Source organism: Gemmatimonadaceae bacterium (genome assembly GCA_036504815.1).
Lineage (GTDB): Bacteria > Gemmatimonadota > Gemmatimonadetes > Gemmatimonadales > Gemmatimonadaceae > PNKL01.
The window spans coordinates 243,412-269,028 of sequence record DASXUN010000012.1 but is presented as its reverse complement, the minus strand read 5'-3'; the positions used below and the strand labels follow the sequence as shown (position 1 = coordinate 269,028).

Below are 25,617 nucleotides of genomic sequence, written 5' to 3'. Positions count from 1 at the left end.
GCGGATACTGGTGCGCTGGAGGATACTCGTATGCCGCGATCGCTCGTCGCCTTGTCCCTGTTGGCCGTATTCGTTCACGCGGGCAGTGCGCAGTCACCGTCGCCGGTTCGCGCGCCGGGTGTCGCGCCGCGCCGCGCCGTCCGCACCGCCTCGACGTTTGAAGTCACCGAGGCGTCGGTCACCGACCTCGATCGCGCCATGGCCGACGGACGCGTCACTGCGGTGCAGCTGGTGGACGCGTATCTGGCGCGCATCGCGGCGTACGATCACGCGGGTCCGAGTCTCAACACCATGATTCGGCTGAATCCGCGCGCCCGGGCCGATGCCGCCGCACTGGATGCGGAACGCCAGGCTGGGCGCGTGCGCGGCCCGCTGCACGGCGTGCCGGTGATCCTCAAGGACAACTACGACACCCGCGACCTCGCGACCAGCGCCGGGTCGCTCGCGCTGGCCAACCACCATCCGGCGCAGGACGCCTTCGTGGTGCGGAAGCTGCGCGACGCGGGCGCGGTGATCCTCGGCAAGGCGAACATGCATGAGCTCGCGGCCGGCGTCACGAGCATCAGTTCCTTCGGCGGCCAGACGCGCAACCCCTACGACATCTCGCGATGCCCGGGCGGCTCGAGCGGCGGCACCGGGGCGGCCGTGGCCGCGAGTTTCGGTGCGCTGGGGTGGGGGAGTGACACCTGCGGCTCCATCCGCATACCCTCCGCCTTCGGTTCGCTCTTCGGGCTGCGGCCCACGATGGGGCTGTTCAGTCGCGATGGCATTGTTCCGCTGGCGCTGACGCAGGACGTCCCCGGTCCGCTGGCGCGCACCGTGACCGATCTCGCCATCGGCCTCGACGCCACGGTGGGCGAGGATCCGAATGACGTCGCGACGCATCTGCGCGAGCGGGTGCCCCCCCACTTCGTGGATGCGCTGCGCGCCGACGCGTTGCGCGGCGCCCGCATCGGCCTGTTCACTCCGTACTTCCGCAACGCCGACGCCGACGTGATCGACACGATTCGCGCGACGGCGCGTACGCTGCGGTCGTTGGGTGCCGAGGTGGTCGACGTGACCATGCCGGACTTCGATGACCTGATTGCGGGAAGCAGCGCGATCATCCTCGAGACGAAGTTCGACCTGATGGATTACTTCGCGCGCCCCGGTGGCGCACCCGTGAAGTCGCTCCGCCAGATCATCGACCTGGGACTGTACGACAAGGCGCTCGAGGCGCGGCACCTCGCCGCGGACACCGCGAGCGCGCGCGACTCCGAGTCGCATCGCAAGGTCCTGGCCAAGCAGCAGCTGGTGCGCGGGCGGATACTCGCGTTGCTCGACAGCCTCAAGCTCGACGCGCTCGCCTATCCGACGAGCACCCGGAAGCCGGTGCTGGCGGGAGACCCGCAACTGGGCGGCACCTGCGCCCTGTCGGCGCAGACGGGGTTCCCGGCCATCACGATGCCGGCCGGCTTCACCAGCGACGGCCTGCCAACCGGGCTCGAGCTGCTGGGACGCCCCTTCAGCGACGCGCGGCTGGTGGCGTTCGCCTTTGCCTTCGAACAGTCGGGACCGCGGCGTCGTCCCCCTCCGGTGACGCCCGCGCTCGTTAATGGCCGGGCGCCGCTGGCGGTGACGTTCACCGCGGCCGCGGGCGGCATCGAGGGACGCTTCATGTTTGATCCGACGTCGAGCGAGCTGAGCTACACCGTGCGCGTGCCCACGAAGATGGCGACCGGCGTGCAGGCAATCGTGCTGCGCCGGAAGGATGCGACCGGCACTCGCGTGATTCGGCGCGTGCTCGGGCCCGGGATGCCCGCGGCCGGCGGATGGGTGCGTCTCCTCGGGCTCGACCTGGCGGCCTTCCGGGCGGGAGGAGTGAGCCTGGCGGTGTTCGACACGGCGTCGGCTTCGCCGCTGGCCGAGGTCGCGCTCCACCTGCCGAGATAGTCCGCCGAGGGTGGTGTGGCGGACGTGCGCTCCTGCGCGGTCATCGCCAGCGGTGCGGTGAAGGAAGTCGCCGCCTTCTAGCGGCGCGCGTGCAGTTGCCCGTGCTGTGCCCGGTTGGCAACTTGTCGCGTGACAAATACCACCGCGAACCGTTCCTCGCCCCGGTAGCCCATGTCCCACGACGCCATCGCCGTCATCGATTTCGGCGGACAGTACGCGCACCTGATTGCAACGAAGGTCCGCCGGCTGCACGTGCTGGCGGAAATCCGGCAGCCGGATGATGCGACCGCGCTGTTCGCGCGTTACAAGGGGATCATTCTCTCCGGCAGTCCGAGCCTCTCAGCTTTTGGCGAGGATTCCGGGTACAATCGGGCGATCTACGACCTCGACGTGCCCATCCTCGGCTTCTGTTTTGGCCACCAGGAGATCGCCAAGCAGTACGGCGGCACGGTGGTGCACGGCGCGCAAGAATGGGGACCCGCCGACCTGCATATCGTCGGTGAGACCCCGATCTTTGGCGGGCTCGCGCCGGTGGAGCGCGTCTGGATGAGCCACTTCGACTCCGTGACGAGTGTGGGTCCCGGTTTCGAGGAGGTCGGTTACACCACGCTCGGCGCTGCCGGCACGCCGCATCGGTACGCGGCTATCGCCTCCGAATCGCTCCGCCGGTACGGCTTCCAGTTCCACCCCGAAGTCGACGACACCGTCCACGGCGACGAGATGATCGGCAACTTCGTGCTCGGCATCTGCGGTTGCTCGCCCTCCTGGACGATGGAACAGTACATCGCGGAGCAGATGGAGCGCGTGCGCCATCAGGTGGGCGACCGGTCGGTCTTCCTGCTCGCATCGGGCGGAGTGGATTCCACGGTCGCCGCGCGGCTGCTCGGTGAGGCCCTTGGCCCCGAGCGGCTGCACCTGCTGCACGTGGACAATGGACTGATGCGCAAGGACGAAAGCCGCGACGTCCTCGAGGCGTTCCGCGCGTTCGGACTCGACCGCAACCTCCACTTCGTGGATGCCAGCGACGCCTTCCTGGGCGCGTTGGCCGGCGTCGTCGAGCCGGAGCAGAAGCGGAAGATCATCGGCAACACCTTCATCGAAGTCTTCGAGCGCGAAGCACGCGCGCTTGGCATCGCGTCGCACCTGCTGGGCCAGGGAACGATCTACCCCGACACCATCGAGACCGGCGGCACGAAGCGCGCCGACACCATCAAGACGCACCACAATCGCGTCCCGATCATCGAGGAGATGCTCCGGCAGGGACGCGTGGTCGAGCCGCTGGCTGAGCTGTACAAGGTTGAAGTACGGGAACTCGGCGAGAAGATGGGGATTCCGCACGACCTCATCTGGCGGCACCCGTTCCCCGGGCCCGGGCTCGGCGTGCGCCTGCTCTGTTCGGCCGGCGTGCCATTCCATGAAGGGTTCGAGGCCATTGAGCCCGCCGTCGGCAGCGTGGCGGCCGGGTACGGACTCGCGGCGATGGCGCTCCCGATCAAGTCGGTCGGTGTGAAGGCTGATCTTCGCTCGTATGAGCACCCGGTGTTGGTCAGTGGCGAGGCCTCGTGGGAACGGCTGCTCGAGATGGCGGCGCAGTTGTTCAAGCAGGTGCCGGGTATCAACCGGGCCATCTGGAATTTCGGCGCGACAGCGCCCCGACGCGTGCGCCCGCTCGCCGCCACGGTCACCCGAGAGCGACTCGACCTGCTGCGGGAAGCCGATCATCTGGTGATGGAAGGACTGCGTCGCCACGGGATCTACGGCGACATCTGGCAGTGTCCCACCGTGCTCGTGCCGCTCGAGGTCGACAGCCACGGCCGCGAGTTCGTGATCGTGCGTCCCATTCATTCGGAACGTGCGATGACCGCCATCCCGGCGCCGTTGTCGCCGCGGCTGCGCGATGAACTGCGCGCGCAGATCCTGGCGCTCCCCGGCGTGAGCGGAATCGCGCTGGACATCACCACGAAGCCGCCCGGCACCATCGAGTGGGAGTGAGTCCCGCGCCGACTATTTGTACGTCGGATCGCCGGTGTCGTGGTCGCCGGGGCGCTGCGGCTGCGCCGAAAGATCCAGAGCCAGGAAGACGAGCCGGGTGAAGGGGTAGAGCGCCGCCGGCGTGGCGATCACGAGGAATGCCGCCGCCCACTGCATGAGATCCCACGGCGGATCGGGCCACGTCGCGACCAGCAGCGCCACCCACAGGACCGCAGCGACGCTCTCCGCGATGGCGAGGTTGATGACGTACCCGCCCAGAAAGTGATCGGGCTCGCCGCGATCGGGGCGCAGGCCACAGGCGGGGCACCGGTCCGCCAAGCGCAGCCAATGCACCATGACTCCCCGCGCCCCGCAGGCGGGACACCGGAGGCGCAGCGCGCGGCGGATGCGCGTGAGGGGCGTGACCGGGCTGGCGGAGTTCATGCCACGGAAGATAAGGTTACGCGAAGCGGGCGTTGCCTCGACGCCCGTCGCGTCCATCAACGTCCGAGCGGCATGCACGAAACCCCACCGGTCGCGGCAGAAGACTTCGACGCGCTGCTCGAGTTGCTCGACGCGCCGACGATGCGTGAAGTCGTGCGCCTGTTCATGGCGTCCGCCCCGGAGCGGCTGGTCACCGCGCAGCTCGGCCTGCAGGGCGGCGATCTCGCGATCACGGCCACTGCGTTCCATGCCATGCGCTCCGGGTGCGGCCAGCTGGGGGCGCGTCAGCTCGAGGCAATCTGCGCGCATGGCGAGCGACGCGCGAAGTCGGGCGACCACGAGGGGGCCGCGGCCGACCTTGCGGCGGCCGAGGAGGAGTTCGCGCGGTGCCGCAAGTGGTTCAGCGCCAACGGCTGGCTCTCCGCGTGACATTCGCCGCCGTTTGGCGGCCATCACCATCCGTCGTGTCCGTGGGCTGCGGGACTCGCCTTGCTCCACCCGCAGGCGGTTCCTAGTTTCCGTCTAACTACTTCACCGCGGAAGAATGGCGACGTACAAGTACTCCCACGTGCCCGCCGATACGCTGGCGGCCGCAGTGGGCGGGTTGGGCATCGTGCCGGGCGGGAACATCGGCGACGAGGCCGCGGTATTCGAGGCGACGCATGGCACGGCGCCCCAATATGCGGGACTGAACAAGATCAACCCGGGCTCGGTCATCCCCTTGGGGGTGATGATGCCCGAGACGATGGGCTGGCAGGAGGCGTCGGACCTCATCATGCACGGCATGGAGATCGCCATCGGCAACGAGACGGTGACCTATGAACTCGCGCGTCAGATGTCGGGTGCGACCGAAGTATCCACGTCTGGCTTCGGCGATGCGGTCATCGCCGGAATGAAGGGGGCCTAACATGTCGATGGCGATTTCCGTACGCGGCGGTGACCCCGCACGCGTTGCCGCACCTCTCCTGGCCGTGGCCCTGCCCACGGGCGGCACCTTTCCGCGGGCGCTGAAGGCGCTTGATGCCGCCTACGGTGGCGTGCTCTCGCGGGCGGTCCGCAACGGCGACTTCAAGGGCGCCAGGGACGAGTCGCTGCTTTTTGTCGGACACGGGCGCGGCCCGGCGCGTGTGCTCCTGCTCGGCCTCGGCGACGGCAGCGATGCCTATGCCAGCATCATGCGGGCGTCCACCCTCGGCGGTCGCAAGGGCAACGCGCTGGGCGTTCGCAAGATGGCGTTCTGGTCCGAGCGGCTGGCGGACGAGTCGGTGGAGGCGGCGGCCTACGGGCTGTCGCGCGGTGCGTGGGATTTCACGGACTACAAGACGATGCCGCCGGCCAAGGATCGCCCCAAACCGCTGATCGAGGCGGTGCTGGTCAGCAGCGATCCGCGCGGATCGAAGGCGGCCCTGGCGGCCGGCGTGGCGCTCGGCGAAGGCCAGCGGCTCGCGCGGCGGTTGCAGCAGCTGCCCGGCAACGTCTGCACGCCGGAGTATCTGGCGCGCACGGCGCGCGACATCGCCAAGCGGCATCGCCTGCGCGTGCAGGTCTTCGGTCGCCGCGACCTCAAGCGCCTCAAGATGGAATCGTTCCTGGCCGTGGCCGCCGGAACGCCGCAGGATCCCAAGCTGATCGTCCTCGAGTATCGCGGCGGACGGCGCGGCGACGCGCCGGTGGCGCTCGTGGGCAAGGGCCTCTGCTTCGACTCGGGCGGCATCTCCATCAAGCCCGCGCAGGGGATGGAGATGATGAAGTACGACATGTCGGGGGCGGCGGGCGTGCTCGGCGCCATCGAGGCGATCGCGCGCCTCAAGTTGCGCGTCAACGTCGTCGGGCTGATCGGCAGCACCACCAACATGCCGTCGGGCACGTCCATGAATCCCGGCGACGTGGTCACCGCGTCGAACGGCAAGACCATCGAGATCCTCAACACCGACGCGGAAGGACGCCTGGTGCTGGCCGACGTGCTCGCCTACAGCGCGCGCTTCAAGCCCGCGGCCATCATCGATGCGGCCACGCTGACCGGCGCCTGCGTCATCGCGCTCGGCAACAGCGCGACCGGCGTCATGACCAATGACGAGAAGCTGCAGGATGAAGTGCTCGCCGCGGCGAAGCGCGGCGGCGAACCCGGCTGGCCGCTGCCGATGTGGGACGACTACCGTGAGATGATCAAGGGCGATATCGCCGACATCAAGAACATCGGCGGACGCGGCGCGGGAACCATCACCGCGGCGCTCTTCCTGCGCGAGTTTGTTCCGGCTGGCGTGCCCTGGGTGCACCTCGACATCGCGGGCACGGCGTACTCGGAGAGCGACCTCACCGTTATCCCGAAGGGACCCACCGGCGTGCCGGTGCGGACCTTCGTCGAGTTCGTTCGGGGGAGGGCCCGCTGAACCTCGGGTCGCGCCCCGCCGGCCGTCGCCTGAAGGGCCGCCTCCTGGCGGCCCTCCTGCTGTTGGGCGGGGCGTCGCTGGCCGCGCAGCAGCCGGTGCCTCCGAAGGACACCGTGAAGGCCGACACGACCAAGGGCGGGGTGGCGAAACCAGACAGTGCACAGCGCGCGGTCCAGGCGCCCGCCGCCCGGCCTGATTCCGCCCCATCCCGTGCAAAGCAAACGGTCGCGGACACCGTGAAGTCGCCGCTGGCGCGCGCCGAACTCCCCACGGAAGCCGGCGGTCGATGGCACTGGGAGGGCGAAAGTTTGCGCGCCGCCGGCGCCACGACGCTTGCCGATCTCCTCGCCCAGGTTCCGGGCGCCACGGGCTTCCGCGCCAACTGGATACCTGCCGCGCAGTACATCTCGTACAACGGTGACGCGGGCCGCGTGCGCGTCTTCCTCGACGGCGTGGAACTCGACGCCATCGACACGCGCAATGGCGACGTGCTCGACCTCGCGCTCATTCCGCTGTGGCAGGTGGAGGAAGTGAGCGCCGAGCGCGCCGCCGGCGAATTGCGCGTGCACCTGCGCAGCTGGCGCGTGGACCGCGTCACCCCGTTCACGCGCACCGACATCACCACGGGAAGCGAGAACACCAACCTGTATCGCGGCTTCTTCGGCAAGCGCCTGCAGAACGGCGGGGCGGTACAGCTGGCGGCGCAGCAGTACAACACCACCTCGCCGCGGACGGGCGGCGACGGCACCTCGTTGCAGGTCTTCGGCCGCGTCGGATGGGCATGGAAGGGATGGAGCGTCGACGGCGCCTGGAATCGCGCCGGCGTGGATCGGGCGGCCACCATTCGCTGGCCGGCAAGCGAGACGCAGAGTTACGCCAACGGATCGCCCGCCTTCAAGGGCGCGCTTGCCTCGGCCTACGCGCGAGTCGCCTGGGGCGACCCGGACGCCAAGGGAAAGCCATGGGCGCAGCTCATCGCGGCGACGCAGATGATTGCCGAGAACAGCAAGGTGTCCGAGACCACGGCCCAGACCATTCCCGGGTCCGTGCCCAAGGACACGGTGGACTCCGCCGCGTCGCGGTCCCAGTATGTGCTCGCGGCCGGCGCGTCGCGTTGGGGCGTGCGCGCAAGCGCCACCGCCCGCCTGCGCGCCGCGGGTGGGCGCACCGATCTCTCGCCGGCCGTGCGGCTCGGCTATGACTGGCGCTTCGTGTCGCTGAGCGCCTTCGCCGAGACGCGAGGGGCCGACTCGACGCGCCGCGTGGATCTTGCCGCGCGCGTCGCGCCGTGGCGGTGGATCGAGGTGTCGGGCGCGTTCAGCAGCTACGATCCCAAGTCGACACGGTCGCGCGGCCCGGCCTTTACGGCGTCGCGCCTGGAGGCGGCCACCACGTGGTGGGGCGTTACGCTCACCGGCGGAATGGTCACGCGGGGGGTAACCACGCTCGCCGCGCCCATTGCGCTCGACTCCAGCCTCGTTCGCGTGGGCACGGGCGAAGCCAAAGGCGTGCTGTTTGGCGCGCGCGGCCGCCTGTACAAGCAGATCCAGTTCGACGTGAACGGCGTCCGCTGGGACGGCTCGGGCGCGTACCGCCCGCAGATGGAAGTGCACAGCGCGCTGCTGGTCAACACCAGCTGGCTCACGCGATTTCCGCGCAACAACTTCCATGTGCTGGCCATGGGGACCTACAACCACCGGACGCCGATGTTCTTCCCGACGGCCAATGGGCAGGTGGGCAACTCCACGGGACCCATCGATATCATCGGGGCCCGGCTGGAGATCCGGATCGAGAGCGGAACGGTCTTCTTCCAGGCGGAAAATACTGTCGGGAAACTGTACGAAACCGCCCCGGGGTACCTCATGCCGCGACGCCTGCAGTACTATGGTTTGCGGTGGAACTTCTGGAACTAGGCAGTTCCCAGGGGTTTGAGCCCTGGGTCACCTTGCCAAAGCCACTGTCTTTCAATAACTTACCCGGTTCTATATGATTCGTTCGATGACCGGGTTTGGCGCGGCGGACGGGCTCGTGGGTTCCACCCATGTGAGCCTCGAACTTCGCACCGTCAACCATCGCTTCTTCAGCCCCAGCCTGAAGCTCCCCACGGCCCTCAGCCGCTGGGAGGGCGACGTGCGTGAGGCGTTGCGCAAGCGAATCGCCCGCGGTCACGTCACCGTGTCGGCGCGCCTGGAGCGCGCGGACACTCCGGCGGCCGTCATCGATGCCGGGCGGTTCGCGGAATATGCCGCTCAGCTCAAGACGCTCCGTGACGCCAACGGGCTGGGCGGCGAGGTCGATGTGGCGACGGTCCTCCGCCTTCCCGAAGTCGTGCGGGTCGGCTCCGAAGACGACGTGCCGGACGATGGTGCCGAAGCGCTGGTGTCCCTCGTGGACCGTGCCGCGACAGAGTTGACGGAGATGCGCGAGCGGGAAGGGGCACGCCTTGCCGGCATCATCCTCGAGCGGCTGGCGGTCATCGAATCGGCGGTGGAACGCATTGCGGCGCGCGCCCCCGCGCGCGTCATCGCCCAGCGCGACCGACTCCTCGAGAACGTCGCGAAGCTCGCGAATGGCGTCGTCCTCGATGACCAGCGGCTGGCGCAGGAGATCGCCATCCTGGCCGACCGCCTGGACGTCGGCGAGGAGATCGACCGGTTCCGCACGCACATTGCCGCCTTCGGCGAGACGCTGCGCGACGGCGCCGGCGAGGCGGTGGGCAAGCGCCTCGGTTTCCTGCTGCAGGAAATGCTGCGCGAGGCCAACACCACGGGAAGCAAGGCCAATGACGCCGAGATCCAGCGCGACGTCATCGCCGTCAAGGAAGAGCTCGAGCGGATCCGCGAGCAGGTGGAGAACATCGAATGATCACGTTCCCCATCGTGCTGTCGGCGCCGTCGGGCGCGGGGAAGACCACCATCTACCGCCGGTTGATGGCGGAGCGGAGCGACATCGGCTACTCGGTGTCGTGCACCACGCGCGCGCCGCGGGTGGGCGAGGTGGATGGCGTGGATTACCACTTCCTTTCGCCCGCCGAGTTCGAGCGCAGGCGGGCGGCCGGCGAGTTCGCCGAGAGCGCCACGGTGCATGACCATTCGTACGGCACGCTGCGCACCGAAGTGCAGAAGGTGCTGGCGGGCGGCAAGCATGTGATCATGGACATCGACGTGCAGGGGGCGGCGCAGTTCGCGCGGGCCTTCCCGCAGTCGGTGCTCATCTTCATCATTCCGCCGTCCATCGATGTGCTGGTGGAGCGCCTCACGCGGCGCGGGACCGAGAGCCGCGACGTCCTGCTCACGCGGCTTCGCAACGCGCAGGGCGAGTTGCACGAGATCGGCCGGTATCACTATGTGGTGGAGAACGACGATCTCGATCGCGCCGTGGCGCGCGTGTCGGCGATCGTGGATGCCGAAATGACGCGGCGCGAGCGCGCGCCGAAGCTGGACGAGCAGGTGGCGGGGCTCATTGCCCGGCTCGAGCACGAGATTGCGAATTACGTCTAACCTGGAAGGCGAACATGCGAGTCTTCACCCCCTCTGAAGTCACTGAGCACGCGACCAACAAGTACCTCTCGGTGCTCGTCGCCGCGAAGTACGCGCGCGTGCTCAACGAGTTCCCGCGCACCGGCTCGAAGGTCGGCGAGAAGAAGCTGACCACGCGCGCGCTGGAAGAACTCAGCGACGGCCGCATCGAGTACCGCGTGGTGCCGCGCCGCCGCACCGCCGAGTAACGGCGGCCGGCGAGGCATCGATGCGCCCCTTCGATGGGCGGCGCGTCCTCCTCGGCGTCACTGGGGGCATCGCCGCCTACAAGACGGCGGCCCTGGCGCGGGACCTCACCCTCGCCGGCGCTGAAGTGGACGTCATCCTCACGCGCTCGGCTCGCGAGTTCGTGGGGGCGGTGACGTTCGAGGCGCTCACCGGGCGGCCGGTGCACGACCAGTTGGTGGCGGCCGGCCACGCCCTCGATCACATCAAGTTGCCGCGCGCCGCCGACGTGATGGTCGTGGCGCCGGCCACCGCCGATTTCATCGCCCGCGCGGCCGCCGGCCGTGCCGATGACCTGCTGGCGGCCTCGCTGCTCGCGGCCGGGAAGACGCCGGTGCTCATCGTTCCCGCGATGAACGACCGGATGTGGGCGCACGTGCAGACCCAGGCCAACGTCGCTCGACTGCGCGAATTCGGCTATCTGGTGCTCGACCCCGACGCGGGGCCGCTCGCCAGCCGCGAGGAAGGGAGCGGCCCGGGACGCATGCCCGAGCCGGCCACCATCCGCGCGCACATCGCGCGACTGCTCGAGCCTGCGTCGCCGTTGGCCGGCAAGCACATCGTGGTTTCGGCCGGACCGACGCGCGAGGCGGTCGATCCCGTGCGGTTTCTCAGCAATCACTCGTCGGGCAAGATGGGCGTGGCGCTCGCGTCGGCCGCCTGGCGTCGCGGCGCAACGGTCACGCTTGTCGCCGGCCCGCTCAGCGTCGCCGCGCCCACCGGTCCGCGTCTGGTCGCCGTCGAGAGCACGCAGCAGATGGCAGATGCGGTGCGCACGGCACTCGCCACCGCTGACGCGCTGATCATGGCGGCGGCCCCTGCCGATTTCCGCCCACGCGACGTGGCCGGGCAGAAGATGAAGAAGGGGACGGACGCCCCGAGCCTTCCGCTCGAGTTCACGACCGACATCCTCAAGTCCACGCGCGATGCGCGTCGCCCGGGCTGCGTCGTCGTCGGGTTCGCGCTGGAAACCGAACAGCTCGAGGCGGGCGCGCGCGCGAAGCTGGCGGCCAAGGACTGCGACCTCGTCGTCGCCAATAGGGTCGAGAGCGGGGCGGGTTTCGGCACCGACACCAATCGCGTGACGCTGTTCGGTCGCGACGGCGCGCGCGAAGAACTCCCCCTGCTGGACAAGCACGACGTTGCCGACGCCATTCTCGACCGTGTGGCCGGGCTCGTCGATGGACGCTAGGGAGCGCCTCCGGCAGTACCTCGAGCAGCGCCGGGAACTGGGAGAGTCCGAGTTTGTGCTCGACGCCCTGCCCGTCGAGGACGTGCTGCGACTGCTCGGGGACAATTCCCCGGCGGCGGAACGCAAACCGGCGGGTCAGGCGCCCCGCGACGCCGAGCCGACTGCCGGTCGCGACCGTGCCGCCGTCGCCAGCGGCAACTGGCGGGACACGCTCGCGTCCATTGGTGCCGAAGCGCCGGCCACGCCGGCCCAAAAAGTGACTGCCCCGGCGACTGCTCCGGCGACTGCTCCGGCGACTGCTGCGGCGAACGCTCCGGCCCCCGCGGATGCACCGGCGCTGCCAGGAACGGGACTCGTCGTCGGCAGCCCGATGGGCGAACTCCTCCCCGGAGCACTTGCCCACCTGGCCACCTTGGACGACGTCGCCAAGCACGTGGCGGGGTGCCGCGGCTGCTCGCTGTACCAGACCGCCAAGAACCACGTGCCGGGCGAGGGGAATCCGCACGCCGGATTCGTCTGCGTCGGCGAGGCCCCCGGGCAGACCGAGGATGAACTGGGCCGGCCTTTCGTGGGCCGGGCCGGCGAACTGCTCACCAAGATCCTCGAAGCCATCCAGTTCAAGCGCGAGGACGTCTTCATCTGCAACGTGCTCAAGCACCGCCCGCCGGGGAACCGGAACCCGGCGCCGGACGAGATCAAGGCCTGCAGTCCGTACCTCCTGCGGCAGCTCGAACTGCTGCAGCCGCGGGTGATCCTCGCCCTCGGCACTTTTGCGTCGCAAACACTACTGCAGACCACGCAGCCGATTGGTAAGTTACGTGGCCTTGTGCATCGGTATCACGGTATCCCCCTGATCGTCACGTACCATCCAGCCGCGCTCCTGCGGAATCCCGCGTGGAAGCGCCCGACTTGGGAAGATGTCCAGTTCGCCCGTCGAATTTTCGATTCCGCAGCCCAAGGCTGATCCCTTCCGGGACCGCCGTCCTCCGTACTCGGAGGAGGCGGAACAGGCGGTGCTGTCGGCGATGCTGCTCGACGCCGACGCCGTGTCGCGCGCCTCGGAGCTCGTCGACGAGACGATGTTCTACCGCGAACCGCACCGGCGCATCTTCAAGGCGATGTTCGCGCTCCACCGCGAGAACTCGGTGGTGGATCCGCTCACGCTTTCCAATGAGCTCGACCGGATGGGCGCGCTGGAGGCGGTCGGCGGCAAGGATTACCTGGCCTCGCTCATCGATATCGTCCCGACGACGGCGAACATCGAGCACCACTGCAAGATCGTGCGCGAGAAGGCGCTGCGGCGCCGCCTCATCGAGGTGGCCACCGGCATCGTCACCGAGGCGTACGAAGGGCAGCAGCTTGCCCACGACCTCGTGGACCTCGCCGAGCACAAGATCATGGAGGTCGGCAAGGAGCGGGGTGCCGAGGGGTTCGTCCGCATCAAGAACCTGCTGTGGAACGCGATGGAGCGCATCGACGCGCTGCGCGCGGCCGGCGGCGACGTCACGGGCGTCCCGAGCGGTTTCCCGGACCTCGACAAGATGACGCTGGGCTTCCAGCGTTCCGACCTGATCATCGTCGCGGCGCGCCCGTCCATGGGCAAGACGGCGCTGGTGCTCAACATTGCGCAGAATGCGGCCATCGACCGCAACGTTCCGGTTGCGGTCTTCTCCCTCGAAATGAGTAGAGAGCAGCTGTTGCTCCGTATGCTCGCTTCGGAGGGTCGCGTGGACGCGCAGCGCATTCGCAGTGGCAAGCTCACGCAGGACGACGACGCGCAGCTCGCGCGCGCCGCCGGCTTCCTGGGCAACGCCCCCATCTGGGTCGACGATTCGCCCGGGCTCAGCGTGTACGACATCCGGTCGCGCGCGCGGCGCCTCAAGGCAACCGCCGACGTGGGGCTCGTCGTCGTCGACTACCTGCAGCTCATCCAGCCGCCGCCGGGCAGCGAGAACCGCACGCAGGAAATCTCGCAGATCTCGCGGGCGCTCAAGATGCTGGCCAAGGAGCTTGACGTTCCGGTCATCGCGCTGTCGCAGCTGTCGCGCAGCGTGGAGCAGCGCACCGACAAGCGTCCGCTGCTCTCCGACCTTCGTGAGTCGGGCTCCATCGAGCAGGACGCTGACGTCGTGATGTTCATCTACCGCCCCGAGTACTACGAGGGCGCGTACGACGAGCAGGGTGTCGCGAAGACAATGAAGGACACCAACATTCCGCTCGACGGGCTGGCCGAGCTCATCATCTCCAAGCACCGCAACGGGCCCACCGGCATGGCGCGGTTGAACTTCCGCAAGCAGTTCACGCGGTTCGAGAGCTACACGTCGCGTCCGGTGGGCTGATGGCCGGCAAGGCCCGGACCGCCTATCGCTGCACGGAGTGCGGCGCCGACCACGCCAAGTGGCAGGGAAAGTGTGACGCCTGCGGCGCGTGGAACACGCTCGTCGAGGAGATCATCGCCGCGCCCACCGCAAAGAAGAACGAGCGGCGCGCCAAGGGCACCGCGGGCTTCGGTCACGGCGGCACCGTCCTCGACACGCCGCGCCTGCGCGAAGTCGTCGGCACCGAGAGCCATCGCCTGCGCACTGGCCTCGCCGAGTTCGACTTCGTCCTCGGCGGAGGCGTGGTGCCGGGGTCGATGGTGCTGGTCGGCGGCGAACCGGGGATCGGCAAGTCCACCATCCTGCTGCAGGTGGCCGCGCGCCTCGAGTCGGCCGGGCACCGGGCGCTGTATGTGAGCGGCGAGGAGTCACCGCTGCAGGTGAAGCTGCGCGCCGACCGGCTGGGTGGCGGCTCGCTCGACGTCTCGCTGCTGGGCGAGACGAATCTCGAGTCGATCCTCGCCACGGCGAACGCCACGCGGCCGGCCGTGATGATGGTCGATTCCATCCAGACGGTCTTCACCGGCGATCTCGAAGGGGCGCCGGGCAACGTCGGCCAGGTGCGCGAGTGCGCCGCCCGCCTGATGCGCTTCGCCAAGGAGAGCGGCACCGCCGTCTTCGTCGTGGGCCACGTCACCAAGGGCGGCGGCATCGCCGGGCCGAAGACGCTCGAGCACATCGTCGACACGGTGCTCTACTTCGAGGGCGAGAACTCGCTCGATCACCGCCTCCTGCGTGCCACCAAGAACCGCTTCGGGTCGGTGGACGAGATTGGCGTCTTCCGCATGACCACCGAGGGATTGCTGCCGGTGGAGAATCCCAGCGCGCTCTTCCTGGGCGATCGCGCCGACGAGGTCACCTCGGGGAGCGCGGTGACCGCGCTCATCGAGGGCTCGCGCCCGGTGCTGCTCGAGATTCAGGGACTCGCGGCCAAGGCCGGGTACGGCACGCCGCAGCGCGTCTGCACCGGGTTTGACGCACGCCGCCTTGCGTTGCTGCTCGCGGTGCTCGACAAGCGCGCCGGCCTCTCGTTCGCGCAGCTCGACGTCTTCCTCAACGTCGTCGGCGGGGTGCAGGCCGGCGAACCGGCCGCCGACCTGGCGGTCGCCGCGGCGCTGGCGTCGTCCGTGTACGACCGCGCGCTGCCGCGCGACGCGATCTTCGTCGGGGAGATCGGGCTCGGGGGCGAGATTCGCCCGGTCTCGCAGGTGGACCGTCGCATCGCCGAGGCGGAGAAGATGGGGATGCGGGTGGCCTATGTGTCCGATCGCGGCCAGCCGCGGCGCACCTCCAGGTCGCTCAAGGTGGTCGGCGCGGCCGACATCCCGGTCCTGTTGCGGGAGCTGTTCCGGTGAGCGCCCCCGACGTTGGCGTCGTCATCGTCGCGGCGGGCGCGTCCACGCGCACCGGCGGGGGCGAGCTGAAGCAGTTCACGTGGGTGGCGGGCAAGCCCATGCTCCTGCACTCGCTGCAACTGCTGCAGTCGCGCGCCGACGTGGCGATGGTGGTCTGCGTGGTGCCACGGGAATACGCCGGCGACCCGCCCCCCTGGATCTTCCAGAGCGATGGCGAGCGTCTGCTCCTGTCGGTCGGAGGACGCACGCGCGCCGAGAGCGTGCGCAACGGCATCGCCGACCTTCCGGACACGTGCCGCATCATTCTCGTGCACGACGCGGCGCGTCCGCTGGTGCCGATGCCGGTCGTCGATCGCGTCGTCGAGGCGGTGCGCGCCGGAACGTCGGCCATTGCCGCGCTCCCGGTGGTGGACACGCTGAAACAGGTCGATGCCGACGGGCGCATCACGGGCACCGTGCCCCGCGAGGGGCTCTGGCGCGCGCAGACGCCGCAGGGCTTTCCGCGCGAGGTCCTGTTGCGCGCGCATCGCGCCGCGATGGACGGCAAATACGACGCCACCGACGATGCCGCGCTGGTCGAGCGCCTGGGCGAGCCGGTCGTGGTGGTGCGGGGAAGCGAGCGCGCGATGAAGGTTACCGACGCCGCGGACTTCAGTCGCGCAGAGCGGATGTATGAACTCCCAGACTGACCTGCGTCCGGTCCCGTTCTGGTCGCCGGCCGAGATTGACGGGGCCATCCCGCGCGCGATCGCCCACGTGCAGAACGGCGGGCTGCTCGCGTATCCCACCGAGACCATCTATGGCTTTGGCGGCGCCATCGAGACCGACGCGGTCGCCACCCTCGTGGGACTCAAGCACCGCCCGCCGGGGAAACCGTTTCTCCTGCTCGTGTCGAGCAGCGCGATGATCGGCCGCCTCGGCCTGCAGATGACGCCCTCGGCTTCGATGCTTGCGGCCCGCTTCTGGCCGGGGCCGCTCACGCTCGTCCTGCGCGGCGCGCAGCATCGCGTGCCGATGCGGCTCCGCGGCCCGGAGGGCGGCGTGGCGGTGCGGTGGACGTCGCATCCCGCACTGCAGCGGCTCATCGCGGCACTCGGTGATCCGCTCACCTCCACGAGCGCCAACCTGCCGCGCCAGCCCGCCGCGCTCTCGGCCACCGAGGTGATCGCAAACTTCCCGCAGCAGATCGCGAGCGGCACGGTGATGGTGCTCGATGGCGGCCGGCTCGAGCCCTCCGATCCCTCGACCGTCGTGGATTGCACGGGACCGCACCTGCGCGTGATCCGGCCCGGCGCGCTCTCCGCGAGCCTGCTGCGCTCCGTGGTCCCCGACCTGGTTGGCGACCGATGAGCGGCCCCGTCCTCTTCGTCTGCACCGGGAACACCTGCCGCAGTCCGCTGGCGGAGGCGATGGCGCGCCAGCTCGCGGCCGAGCGTCACCTGAACGTGATCTTCGCCAGCGCCGGAACGAGCGCCTGGTTCGGCTCGCCTGCCTCGGATGGCTCCATGCTCGTGGGCCTCGAGCGCAAGCTCGACCTCTCCGCGCATCGCTCGCGGCCGCTGACGCGCGAGCTGGTGGCGGAGGCGTCGCTCGTGCTCGGCATGGGCGCCCATCACGTGGCGGCGGCGACGGCCCTCGGGGGAGCGGGCAAGGCCTTCCTGCTCGCCGACTTCGCGACCGGCAAGACGACGGGGCGGTCCGTTCATGATCCCTTTGGGGACGCCCTCGATGCGTATCGCCAGATGGCGGACGAGCTCGATGAGTTGATTCCGCAGGTCATTCGGCGCCTCGTCGACGACGCGCCGCACCCGGCAGGCGCATGACGCGCCTCCCCGGCCGCCTCGTGCTGATCGGGCATCCGGTCGCCCATTCGCTGTCGCCGCTATTTCAGAATGCGGCGTTGCGTCGCGCCGGGATCGCCCTCACGTACGAAGTGTTCGACATCGCGCCCGCCAAGCTCGCCGACGCCACCCGGCGCCTGCGCGCGCTGGGCGCGAGCGGCAACGTCACCGTCCCGCACAAGGAGGCGTTCGCGGCGTTCTGCGCGCGGCTCACGCCCATCGCCGGACGCGTCGGGGCGGTGAACACGTTCTGGACGGAAGACGGGGACCTCGTCGGCGACAACACCGACGTCGGCGGTTTCGAGGAGGCGGTGGCGCAGGCGTTCGGCGCAACGCGGGCGTGGCGGGCCGTCGCGATTGTCGGCGCCGGCGGCGCGGCAGCGGCCGTGGCGGCGGCCGTGGAACGCTGGGCGGGATGCCGCGCCGCCATCTGGTCGCGCAACGGCAGTCGCAGCGCGCAACTCGCGGCGCGATTCCCGGGCGTGCGCGTCGCCGCGTCGCTGGAAGACGCGGTCGACGGCGCCGACCTCGTGGTGAATGCCACGCCGCTCGGACTCCGCCCCGGGGACGACCTGCCGGTGCCGATCCAGTTGATCGCGCCGCACGCGTGTGTGTACGATCTCGTCTACGACCGCCTGCAGACGCCGTGGGTGCTCGCCGCGCGTGCCGCCGGCCATCCCGCGGCCGACGGGCTCGGCATGCTCATCGCGCAGGGGGCGCTGGCGTTCGAGCGATGGTTCGCGCAGGCGCCCGACCGGGATGTGATGTGGGCGGCGGTGAAGGGCTGAGTTCGCGCTGGCGCCGCGCGGCCGGCACCGCCATTGCTGGCGCCCTCGCGCTGGCCGTGCCGCGGTCGTGCATTGCGTGCGGCGCCGCCATGGGAGCGCGCGACGGCGGACTGGCGTGCGGCACGTGCTGGAGCCGTCTCCCCCTGCTTCCCAAGCCGTGGTGCGAGCGGTGCGGCCATCCGCACCATGGCCCGCCGGCGACGTGTCCCGTCTGCCCGCTGCTCGACGCGAGTTGTGCGCGCGCGCGATCGGTCTGCTGGGTTCCGCACGCCCACAGCACGCCGCTGCTCGCCGCACTCAAGTATCAGGGCTGGTGGCGCATTGCCGACGCGATGGCCGAGCGGATGGTTCGCACCGGGCGAGATCTCCTCGACGGCATGGCGGCGCCGCGCTTCGTCCCCGTGCCGCTCGCGGCCTCACGCCGGCGTGAGCGCGGCTACAACCAGAGCGAACATCTCGCCCGCGCGCTGGCGCGCCTGACGGGTGGTACGGTGCTGGAGGACGTCCTCGTGCGGGTTCGCGCCACGGTATCGCAGACGCAATTGACACCCGCTGAGCGTCGGGTGAACGTTCAGCATGCGTTTGTCGCATCGGGACGGAGCCGAGCCGAAATTGGCGGCCGCGCGCTGGTCCTGGTGGACGACGTGTTCACTACGGGCGCCACGCTCAATGCGTGCGCTGTCGCACTGCGGGACGGCGGCGCGTCCGACCTTCGGTACTGGACCTTCGGGCGGGCGCGCAGCGACGCCGACCGCTCCGGAAGCAACGGGAGTTTGAACGATGGCCATCAAGGTTGGCATTAATGGATTCGGCCGCATCGGCCGGCAGGTACTGCGTGCGGCCAAGGAGCAGGGCGCCGCGATCGACTTCCTCGCGATCAACGACCTGACCGACACCAAGACGCTCGCGCACCTCTTCAAGCACGATTCCGTGCATGGCGCGTTCGAGGGGACGGTCAGCTACGACGAGAACTCGATCACCGTCAATGGCGACAAGATCCGCATCTTCAAGGAGAAGGATCCGGCCAACCTGCCGTGGAAGGACCTCGGCGTCGACATCGTCCTCGAGAGCACGGGCAAGTTCACCGACCGCGATGGCGCGTCCAAGCATCTGGCCGGCGGCGCGAAGAAGGTCATCATCTCGGCGCCCGCCAAGAACGAGGACATCACCATCGTGCTCGGCGTCAACCACGACAAGTACGACGCCGCCAAGCACCAGATCGTCTCCAATGCGTCCTGCACCACCAACTGCCTCGTGCCGATGGTGAAGACCATCCGCGACGCGTTCGGGTTCAAGCACGCGTCGATGGTGACCATCCACTCGTACACCAACGACCAGAACATCCTCGACCTGCCGCACAAGGACCTGCGGCGCGCCCGCGCCGGCGCGCTGTCGATCATTCCGACGACGACCGGCGCCGCCAAGGCCACCGCGCTCGTCATCCCCGAGGTGAAGGGGAAGATCGACGGGCTGTCCGTGCGCGTCCCGACGCCCGATGTCTCGCTCACCGAGCTGACGGTCGAGGTCGAGAAGGCCACGACCATCGCCGAGGTGAACGCCGCGTTCAAGGCGGCGGCGGCGGGGAGCCTGAAGGGGATCCTGCAGTACGGCGAGGAGGAGCTCGTTTCCATCGACTACGTGGGCAACCCGCACTCGTGCATCATTGACTCGAAGTGCACGAACGTGATCGACGGCACCCTGGTGAAGGTGTCGGGCTGGTACGACAACGAGTGGGGCTACTCGGTGCGCTGCGTCGACCTGATCAAGTACATCGGCGAGCGTCTCTAGGAGATCGCCATGAACAAGCGTACCGTCGCCACCCTGGCGCCGGCGGAGATGAAGGGGCGGCGCGCCCTCGTCCGCGTGGACTTCAATGTCCCGCTGGGCGAGGGCGGCACCGTCACCGACGATACCCGCATTCGCGCCGCGCTTCCCACGCTGCAACTGCTCATCAAGGGCGGGGCCCGCGTGGTGCTCTGCTCCCATCTCGGCCGCCCGAAGGGCGGCCCCGATCCCAAGTACTCGCTCGCCCCCGTGGCCCGGCGCCTGCAGGAACTGCTCGGCAAGCCCGTGGCGTTCTGCCCGACCGTCGTCGGCGCCGAGGCGGAGGCGGCCTCCCGTGCGCTGAAGGACGGCGAGGTGCTCCTCGTCGAGAACACCCGCTTCGAGAAGGGCGAGGAGAAGAACGACGCCGCGCTCGCCGCCGCCATGGCCAAGCTGGGCGACTTCTACGTGAACGACGCCTTCGGCTCGGCGCATCGCGCGCACTCCAGCACCGAGGCGGTGGCCAAGCTGCTGCGTCCGGCGGTGGCCGGCCTGCTGATGCAGAAGGAACTCGACTACCTCGGCGGGGCGCTCGACAAGCCCAAGCGCCCATTCGTGGCGGTGCTCGGCGGTTCCAAGATCTCGGGCAAGATCGACGTCATCGAGGCGCTGCTGCCCAAGGTGGACGCGCTCCTCGTCGGCGGCGCGATGGCGTGCACGTTCTACAAGGCGATGGGCCTCGAGACGGGGTCGTCACTCGTCGAACCGGATCGCGTGGAGATGGCGAAGGCGCTCGTCGAACGCGCCGGGAGCGTGCTGATCCTCCCGCACGACGCCATCGTGGCGCCGGCCATCGAGCAGGGCGCGAAGGCGCACGCGGTCAAGCGCGACGAGATCCCCGCCAGCGAGGCGATGCTCGACATCGGCCCCGACACGGCGGCGTCGTATGCGCGGGCGATTCTCAGCGCGAAGACGGTCGTGTGGAACGGCCCGATGGGCGTGTTCGAGACGCCGCCCTTCGACGCCGGCACCACCATCGTCGCGAAGGCGATGGCCGAAGCCACGGCCAAGGGGTGCACGACCGTGGTGGGCGGCGGCGACTCGGCGGCCGCGGTGGAAGGCGCGGGACTTGCCGCGAAGATGAGTCACGTCTCGACGGGCGGCGGCGCCTCTCTCGAATTCCTCGAGGGGAAGGTGCTGCCGGGCGTCGCGGCCCTGGATGATGCGAAATGAAACAACCGATCTTTGCCGCCAACTGGAAGATGAATCACGCGCCGGCCGACGCGACGGCGTTCATGCGCGCGTTCCTCGCGCATTTCGGCAAGCGCCAGGACCGAAGCGTGATCTTCTTCCCCCCGGCGCTGTCGTTCGGCGCGGTGGTCGGCGCGCTCAAGGATCGTCCCGACATCCAGCTCGGGGTGCAGAACATCCATTGGGAAGACAAGGGGGCGTTCACGGGTGAGAACTCCGCGACGATCGCGCGCGGGGCGGGTGCCAAGTACGCCCTCGTCGGCCACTCGGAGCGCCGGCACGTGTTCGGCGAGACGGATGACGAAGTCGCCAGGAAGGTGGCGGCGGCGATTCGGGCGGGGCTGACGCCCATCGTCTGTGTCGGCGAGACGCTCGCGCAGCGCGACGCGGGAGAGACGGAACAGGTCGTGCTGCGGCAGCTGCACGCGGCGCTCACGCCGCTGAGCAGCGCGGACGCGGCCAATACGATCGTCGCGTACGAGCCCGTCTGGGCCATTGGCACCGGCAAGACGGCGACGCCCGCCGATGCGAGCGCCGTGCATCAGGCCATTCGCGCGGAGCTGCACAAGATTCTCGACAGCGGCAGCCTGGCGGTGCCGATTCTCTACGGCGGCTCCGTCAACCGCGGCAACGCGGCCGACTTGCTCGCCGCGCAGGACGTGGAAGGGTTGCTGGTCGGCGGGGCGAGTCTGGATGCCGAAGGGTGGGCATCCATCGTCCTCACTTGATCTGGACATCTAAGTCACTTACTTTTCAAGGCTTACCTACAGATTCACCCCGGGACTTCGATGTTCACCAGATTCCTCGTCATCCTGCTGATTCTCGACACCGTCGTGCTGGTCGCGGCCATCCTGCTGCAGAGCGGGAAGGGCGGCGGACTTGCCGCGAGCTTCGGCGGGGCGTCTTCTTCCGCTGACGCGCTGCTCGGCACGCGCCAGGCGGGCAACCTCCTCACCAAGACCAGCTGGTGGGCGGGCGGCATCTTCATCTTCCTCGCGTTCATCCTGCAGGTGGCGTCGGCCCGTGGCCGCACGCCCACGTCGGTGCTCGATCAGGCCGTAGCGGTTCCGCCGCCGGCGCCGAGCGCTCCCGCCACGCAGGGCGGCGCGTCGCAGTCGGTGGTGCCGTTGCAGACGGCGCCGGCCACCCCGGCTCCGGCCACGCCGGCCCCGGCGAAGCCGGCTCCCGCGAAGCCCTGACCACGCGGTGAACTCGCTTTCCGACGAAAAGCCAGGGTTCCTCCTCCTCGAGGATGGGACCCTTTTTCGCGGCCGTCTGGCCGCGCCGGTCGCCGCCCCGGCGGTCGCCGAGGTCGTCTTCACGACGAACATGAGCGGCTATCAGGAGGTCTTCACCGACCCCTCGTTCCGCGGCCAGATCGTGGTGATGACCGCGCCGATGATCGGCAACTACGGGATCAACTTCGACGATCCCGAATCGGCGCACCCGCAGATCAACGGCATCGTCGTGCGGGAGCTCTCTTCGACCTATTCGAACTGGCGGGCGTCCGGGAGTCTCTACGACTATTTGGCGAGCGCCCAAGTACCTATCCTGTCGGAGGTTGACACTCGCCGCCTCACGCGTCACTTGAGGACGGTTGGCGTCCTTCGCGGAGTCATTGCGGCCGGGGTCGAGGTCGGTAAGGAAGCGCTGGCCGCGTTGGACGCGTGCCCGCCAATGACGGGGCTGGACCTCGCCTCGGTGGTGACCACCGAGAAGGCGTACGAGTGGTCTGCGGGATCGAGCGGACGGCCGCACATCGTCGCCTTCGACTACGGCATCAAGCGCAACATCATGCGCCTCTTCGAGGAGCGGGGCTGTCGCGTGACGGTGGTGCCGTCGAAGACGACCGCCGATGAGGTCGTCGCGCTGCGGCCCGACGGCGTCTTTCTCTCCAACGGCCCGGGTGATCCGGAGGCGGTGCTCTACGCGCCCGCGGTCATCAGGGCGCTCGCAGATCGGAAGATTCCCATCTTCGGCATCTGCCTCGGTCATCAGCTTCTCGGTCTGACGTTCGGTGGGCGGACGACGAAACTCCCGTACGGACACCGGGGCGGAAATCACCCCGTCAAGGATCTCGCGTCGGGCAAGGTGCTGGTCACCTCGCAGAATCACGGCTTCGCGGTGGAGGGCGGCATCGACGGCATTCCCGGGGCGCCGGATCTCGAGGTGACGCACGTCAACCTCAACGATGGCACGATCGAGGGTTTGAAGCACAAGTCGTTGCCAATCTTCGCCGTGCAGTATCACCCCGAGGCAGCGCCCGGCCCGCACGACGCGCGCGCGCTCTTCGACGACTTCATGAAGGCCGTCGGCGCGTAACCGAAGCCCAGCAACAGCGTTAGCAAATCCGCCCGGTTTCCCTCGAAAAAGGGGAGCCGGGCGTCTTCATGCTTGACACCATAGGCGTAACATCCTACGTTTTCATCAGTTACGGCATTCTCGAGCCCCTTCCGAGGAAGGAAATGACCAAAGCTGATCTCGTCGAGCGTGTCACCGAGGCCATCGAGCAGACCTCTGGGCCGATGATTTCGAAGAAGGATTGCGCGCGCGTGGTGGATGCGTTCCTGGACGCCATCAAGGACGCGCTCAAGGAGCAGCGCAACATCGAAGTGCGCGGCTTCGGCACATTCAAGATCCGTCAGCGCAAGACCCGCATGGCGCGGAATCCGCGGACTGGCGCGCCGGTCGAGGTTTCGGCGCGCCCGGTGCCGGTCTTCAAGCCGTCCAAGGAGCTGCGCGCGATGGTGGCCGGCGTGGACGAGTCGGAAATCACTGGCGAGTAACGGGATAGCGGACCGCACGAGGCCCCGGTGGCACACGACGCCATCGGGGCCTTCCTCTTATTAGTTTGCACGGTGTGATGACGCTCGACGTCCTTCTCTTCGCCTCGTACGCCGACGCCGCCGGTGCAAGTGTCGTGCGGGTGTCGGTGGCGGCGGGCGCCCGTGTGGCCGATGTCGTGCGCGCGGTGCGCGAGATCGCGCCAGGCATCCCGTTGCCGGCGCGCCCGCTCGTTGCCGTCAATCATCGCTACGCGAAAGCCGACGACGCGGTCGCGGCGGGCGATGAGATCGCGCTGATTCCCCCGGTGGCGGGCGGCTGATGCGGACCGCTCTCGTCGGGACGCCGCTCGACATTGCGGCGATCGCCGCCGAAGTCTCGGCGCCGACCAGCGGCGCCTTGTCGCTCTTCGTCGGCACGGTGCGCAACGTGAACGACGGGCGGCCGGTGGACGGCATCGAGTACAACGCCTACGCGCCGATGGCGGAACGCGAACTCGCCGATCTCGCGAGCGAGGCGGCCCGGCGATTCGGCACCGATCACATCGTGATCGAGCACCGCACCGGCTACCTGGCGCTGGGCGACGCGAGCGTGGCGATCGCCGTGGCGCATCCGCACCGCGCCAATGCGCTCGACGCGACGCGCTGGATCATCGAATCGCTCAAGCAGCGCGTGCCGATCTGGAAGCTGGAGCATTACACGGACGGGACGCGCCAGTGGGTGGTGCAGGGGCACGGGCACGGTGTGGTGCAGGGTGCGGGGGAAACTGACGCCGGGGACGCGACGCATGCGTGACCAATACGGGCGCAGCATCGAGTACCTGCGCATCTCGGTCACCGACCGGTGCAACTTCCGCTGCGTCTACTGCATGCCGGAGCGCGGGCTCGCCTGGCTGCCCAAGCCGCAGATCCTCTCGTACGAGGAGATCACCGCCGTCGTGCGCGAGTTGGCGCCGCTGGGGCTTCGGCGGCTGCGCATCACGGGCGGCGAGCCCACGGTGCGCCCGGACCTGCCGGCGCTCATCCGCATGCTGCGCGCCGTGCCGGAGATCGAGGACATCGCGCTCTCGACGAACGGGGTGAAGCTGCCGCAGATGGCGCAGGCGTTGCGCGACGCGGGGCTTGACCGCGTCAACATGAGTTCCGATTCGCTGCGCCCGGCGCGCATCGCCGAGATCGCGCGTCGCAATCTCTCGTTCGACCCGATCGTCGCGGCCACCGCCGCGACCGCGGCGGGGCTCGATCCGATCAAGATCAACGTGGTGGTCATTCGCGGCGCCAACGACGACGAGGTCGAGGATTTCGCCGCGCTGACGCTGCAGCACGCCTGGCACATCCGCTTCATCGAGCTGATGCCGGTGGGCGACCTCGCCGGGACGGAGTTCGAGCGCGTCGTGCCGAGCGACGAGGTGCTCTCGCGCATCACCGCGCGGTTCGGCGCGCTGGAATCGACGGACGGGCCGCCGCGCGGCAACGGTCCGGCCCGATACCATCGCATTCCGGGCGCGCCGGGAAGCATCGGCGTGATCACGCCGCTCACGCACACCTACTGCGAGACGTGCAATCGCGTGCGCCTGACCGCCGACGGACGACTGCGCACCTGCCTCTATGGGGATCACGAAGTCAATCTTCGCGACGCGCTGCGCGCCGGCGAGCCGTTGCGCCCGTTGTTCGAGCGCGCGCTGGCCGAGAAGCCCAAGGAACACGAGCTTCTCAAGCTGCGCGTTGGCGGGTTGAAGGCGCTCAGCGAGGTCGGCGGGTAAG

The 25,617-nt window shown here is 69.1% G+C and carries 28 protein-coding genes; 27 read left to right on the top strand and 1 reads right to left on the bottom strand.

Annotated elements, in window-relative coordinates:
- Positions 1-30 precede the first annotated feature (30 nt).
- Positions 31-1,932 carry an amidase family protein gene (locus tag VGJ96_06365; GenBank protein ID HEY3286729.1) on the top strand — a complete coding sequence of 634 codons (1,902 nt, stop codon included), beginning with the start codon at positions 31-33 and terminating at the stop codon, positions 1,930-1,932.
- Positions 1,933-2,103: 171 nt separating this feature from the next.
- Positions 2,104-3,924: a glutamine-hydrolyzing GMP synthase gene (gene guaA / locus VGJ96_06360; protein ID HEY3286728.1), complete on the top strand. Its 1,821-nt coding sequence runs from the start codon at positions 2,104-2,106 to the stop codon at positions 3,922-3,924.
- Between the two features lie 12 nt (positions 3,925-3,936).
- On the opposite strand, the gene VGJ96_06355 is transcribed toward guaA, so the two are convergent.
- Positions 3,937-4,347, bottom strand: a complete 411-nt coding sequence (locus tag VGJ96_06355; protein HEY3286727.1) for a DUF983 domain-containing protein — start codon at positions 4,345-4,347, stop codon at positions 3,937-3,939.
- Between the two features lie 72 nt (positions 4,348-4,419).
- Here VGJ96_06355 and VGJ96_06350 point away from each other — a divergent pair, with 72 nt between their 5' ends.
- The 25 genes from VGJ96_06350 to moaA all read left to right on the top strand — a co-directional run bounded on the left by VGJ96_06350 (position 4,420) and on the right by moaA (position 25,616).
- Positions 4,420-4,776 (top strand): Hpt domain-containing protein, encoded by a 357-nt coding sequence (locus tag VGJ96_06350; GenBank protein HEY3286726.1) that lies wholly within the window; start codon positions 4,420-4,422, stop codon positions 4,774-4,776.
- A gap of 115 nt (positions 4,777-4,891) precedes the next feature.
- Positions 4,892-5,254 (top strand): isocitrate/isopropylmalate family dehydrogenase, encoded by a 363-nt coding sequence (locus tag VGJ96_06345; GenBank protein ID HEY3286725.1) that lies wholly within the window; start codon positions 4,892-4,894, stop codon positions 5,252-5,254.
- Position 5,255: 1 nt separating this feature from the next.
- Positions 5,256-6,737 carry a leucyl aminopeptidase gene (locus tag VGJ96_06340; protein ID HEY3286724.1) on the top strand — a complete coding sequence of 494 codons (1,482 nt, stop codon included), beginning with the start codon at positions 5,256-5,258 and terminating at the stop codon, positions 6,735-6,737.
- Between the two features lie 236 nt (positions 6,738-6,973).
- Positions 6,974-8,650 carry a Plug domain-containing protein gene (locus tag VGJ96_06335; protein HEY3286723.1) on the top strand — a complete coding sequence of 559 codons (1,677 nt, stop codon included), beginning with the start codon at positions 6,974-6,976 and terminating at the stop codon, positions 8,648-8,650.
- Between the two features lie 73 nt (positions 8,651-8,723).
- Positions 8,724-9,602 (top strand): YicC/YloC family endoribonuclease, encoded by an 879-nt coding sequence (locus VGJ96_06330; protein HEY3286722.1) that lies wholly within the window; start codon positions 8,724-8,726, stop codon positions 9,600-9,602.
- Complete coding sequence (gene gmk, locus VGJ96_06325; protein HEY3286721.1) at positions 9,599-10,237, top strand: guanylate kinase; 639 nt, start codon at positions 9,599-9,601, stop codon at positions 10,235-10,237. The genes VGJ96_06330 and gmk overlap by 4 nt, the downstream gene beginning before the upstream one ends.
- Positions 10,238-10,251: 14 nt before the next feature.
- Positions 10,252-10,464, top strand: coding sequence for a DNA-directed RNA polymerase subunit omega (locus tag VGJ96_06320; protein HEY3286720.1), 213 nt, complete (start codon positions 10,252-10,254; stop codon positions 10,462-10,464).
- A 20-nt stretch (positions 10,465-10,484) separates the two neighbouring features.
- Positions 10,485-11,693, top strand: coding sequence for a bifunctional phosphopantothenoylcysteine decarboxylase/phosphopantothenate--cysteine ligase CoaBC (gene coaBC / locus VGJ96_06315; protein HEY3286719.1), 1,209 nt, complete (start codon positions 10,485-10,487; stop codon positions 11,691-11,693).
- Positions 11,683-12,657: a uracil-DNA glycosylase gene (locus VGJ96_06310; protein HEY3286718.1), complete on the top strand. Its 975-nt coding sequence runs from the start codon at positions 11,683-11,685 to the stop codon at positions 12,655-12,657. The genes coaBC and VGJ96_06310 overlap by 11 nt, the downstream gene beginning before the upstream one ends.
- On the top strand, positions 12,611-14,032 hold the full coding sequence (dnaB, locus tag VGJ96_06305) for a replicative DNA helicase (GenBank protein HEY3286717.1): 1,422 nt from the start codon (positions 12,611-12,613) through the stop codon (positions 14,030-14,032). Before VGJ96_06310 ends, dnaB begins: the two co-directional genes overlap by 47 nt.
- Positions 14,032-15,426, top strand: a complete 1,395-nt coding sequence (gene radA / locus VGJ96_06300; protein ID HEY3286716.1) for a DNA repair protein RadA — start codon at positions 14,032-14,034, stop codon at positions 15,424-15,426. Before dnaB ends, radA begins: the two co-directional genes overlap by 1 nt.
- Positions 15,423-16,115 carry a 2-C-methyl-D-erythritol 4-phosphate cytidylyltransferase gene (gene ispD / locus VGJ96_06295; GenBank protein ID HEY3286715.1) on the top strand — a complete coding sequence of 231 codons (693 nt, stop codon included), beginning with the start codon at positions 15,423-15,425 and terminating at the stop codon, positions 16,113-16,115. The genes radA and ispD overlap by 4 nt, the downstream gene beginning before the upstream one ends.
- Positions 16,099-16,776 carry an L-threonylcarbamoyladenylate synthase gene (locus tag VGJ96_06290; GenBank protein HEY3286714.1) on the top strand — a complete coding sequence of 226 codons (678 nt, stop codon included), beginning with the start codon at positions 16,099-16,101 and terminating at the stop codon, positions 16,774-16,776. Before ispD ends, VGJ96_06290 begins: the two co-directional genes overlap by 17 nt.
- Positions 16,773-17,249 (top strand): low molecular weight protein arginine phosphatase, encoded by a 477-nt coding sequence (locus tag VGJ96_06285; protein ID HEY3286713.1) that lies wholly within the window; start codon positions 16,773-16,775, stop codon positions 17,247-17,249. Before VGJ96_06290 ends, VGJ96_06285 begins: the two co-directional genes overlap by 4 nt.
- Positions 17,246-18,055, top strand: coding sequence for a shikimate dehydrogenase (gene aroE / locus VGJ96_06280; GenBank protein ID HEY3286712.1), 810 nt, complete (start codon positions 17,246-17,248; stop codon positions 18,053-18,055). Before VGJ96_06285 ends, aroE begins: the two co-directional genes overlap by 4 nt.
- Positions 18,034-18,858 (top strand): ComF family protein, encoded by an 825-nt coding sequence (locus tag VGJ96_06275; protein HEY3286711.1) that lies wholly within the window; start codon positions 18,034-18,036, stop codon positions 18,856-18,858. Before aroE ends, VGJ96_06275 begins: the two co-directional genes overlap by 22 nt.
- Positions 18,836-19,843: a type I glyceraldehyde-3-phosphate dehydrogenase gene (gene gap / locus VGJ96_06270; protein HEY3286710.1), complete on the top strand. Its 1,008-nt coding sequence runs from the start codon at positions 18,836-18,838 to the stop codon at positions 19,841-19,843. The genes VGJ96_06275 and gap overlap by 23 nt, the downstream gene beginning before the upstream one ends.
- 9 nt (positions 19,844-19,852) lie before the next feature.
- Entirely contained in the window at positions 19,853-21,052 is a 1,200-nt protein-coding gene (locus VGJ96_06265) for a phosphoglycerate kinase (protein HEY3286709.1), read from the top strand.
- Complete coding sequence (gene tpiA / locus VGJ96_06260) at positions 21,049-21,798, top strand: triose-phosphate isomerase (protein HEY3286708.1); 750 nt, start codon at positions 21,049-21,051, stop codon at positions 21,796-21,798. The genes VGJ96_06265 and tpiA overlap by 4 nt, the downstream gene beginning before the upstream one ends.
- Positions 21,799-21,858: 60 nt before the next feature.
- Entirely contained in the window at positions 21,859-22,269 is a 411-nt protein-coding gene (gene secG, locus VGJ96_06255; protein ID HEY3286707.1) for a preprotein translocase subunit SecG, read from the top strand.
- A gap of 7 nt (positions 22,270-22,276) precedes the next feature.
- The gene (carA, locus tag VGJ96_06250; protein HEY3286706.1) at positions 22,277-23,392 is read left to right on the top strand and encodes a glutamine-hydrolyzing carbamoyl-phosphate synthase small subunit; all 1,116 of its coding nucleotides are present in this window, start codon (positions 22,277-22,279) and stop codon (positions 23,390-23,392) included.
- 143 nt (positions 23,393-23,535) lie between these two features.
- Positions 23,536-23,856, top strand: a complete 321-nt coding sequence (locus VGJ96_06245; protein HEY3286705.1) for an HU family DNA-binding protein — start codon at positions 23,536-23,538, stop codon at positions 23,854-23,856.
- A gap of 77 nt (positions 23,857-23,933) precedes the next feature.
- The gene (locus VGJ96_06240) at positions 23,934-24,176 is read left to right on the top strand and encodes a MoaD/ThiS family protein (GenBank protein ID HEY3286704.1); all 243 of its coding nucleotides are present in this window, start codon (positions 23,934-23,936) and stop codon (positions 24,174-24,176) included.
- Positions 24,176-24,649, top strand: a complete 474-nt coding sequence (locus VGJ96_06235; protein HEY3286703.1) for a molybdenum cofactor biosynthesis protein MoaE — start codon at positions 24,176-24,178, stop codon at positions 24,647-24,649. The genes VGJ96_06240 and VGJ96_06235 overlap by 1 nt, the downstream gene beginning before the upstream one ends.
- A complete protein-coding gene (gene moaA, locus VGJ96_06230) occupies positions 24,642-25,616 on the top strand; it encodes a GTP 3',8-cyclase MoaA (protein ID HEY3286702.1) in 975 nt (324 codons plus the stop codon). The genes VGJ96_06235 and moaA overlap by 8 nt, the downstream gene beginning before the upstream one ends.
- The last annotated feature ends 1 nt before the right edge of the window (position 25,617 follow it).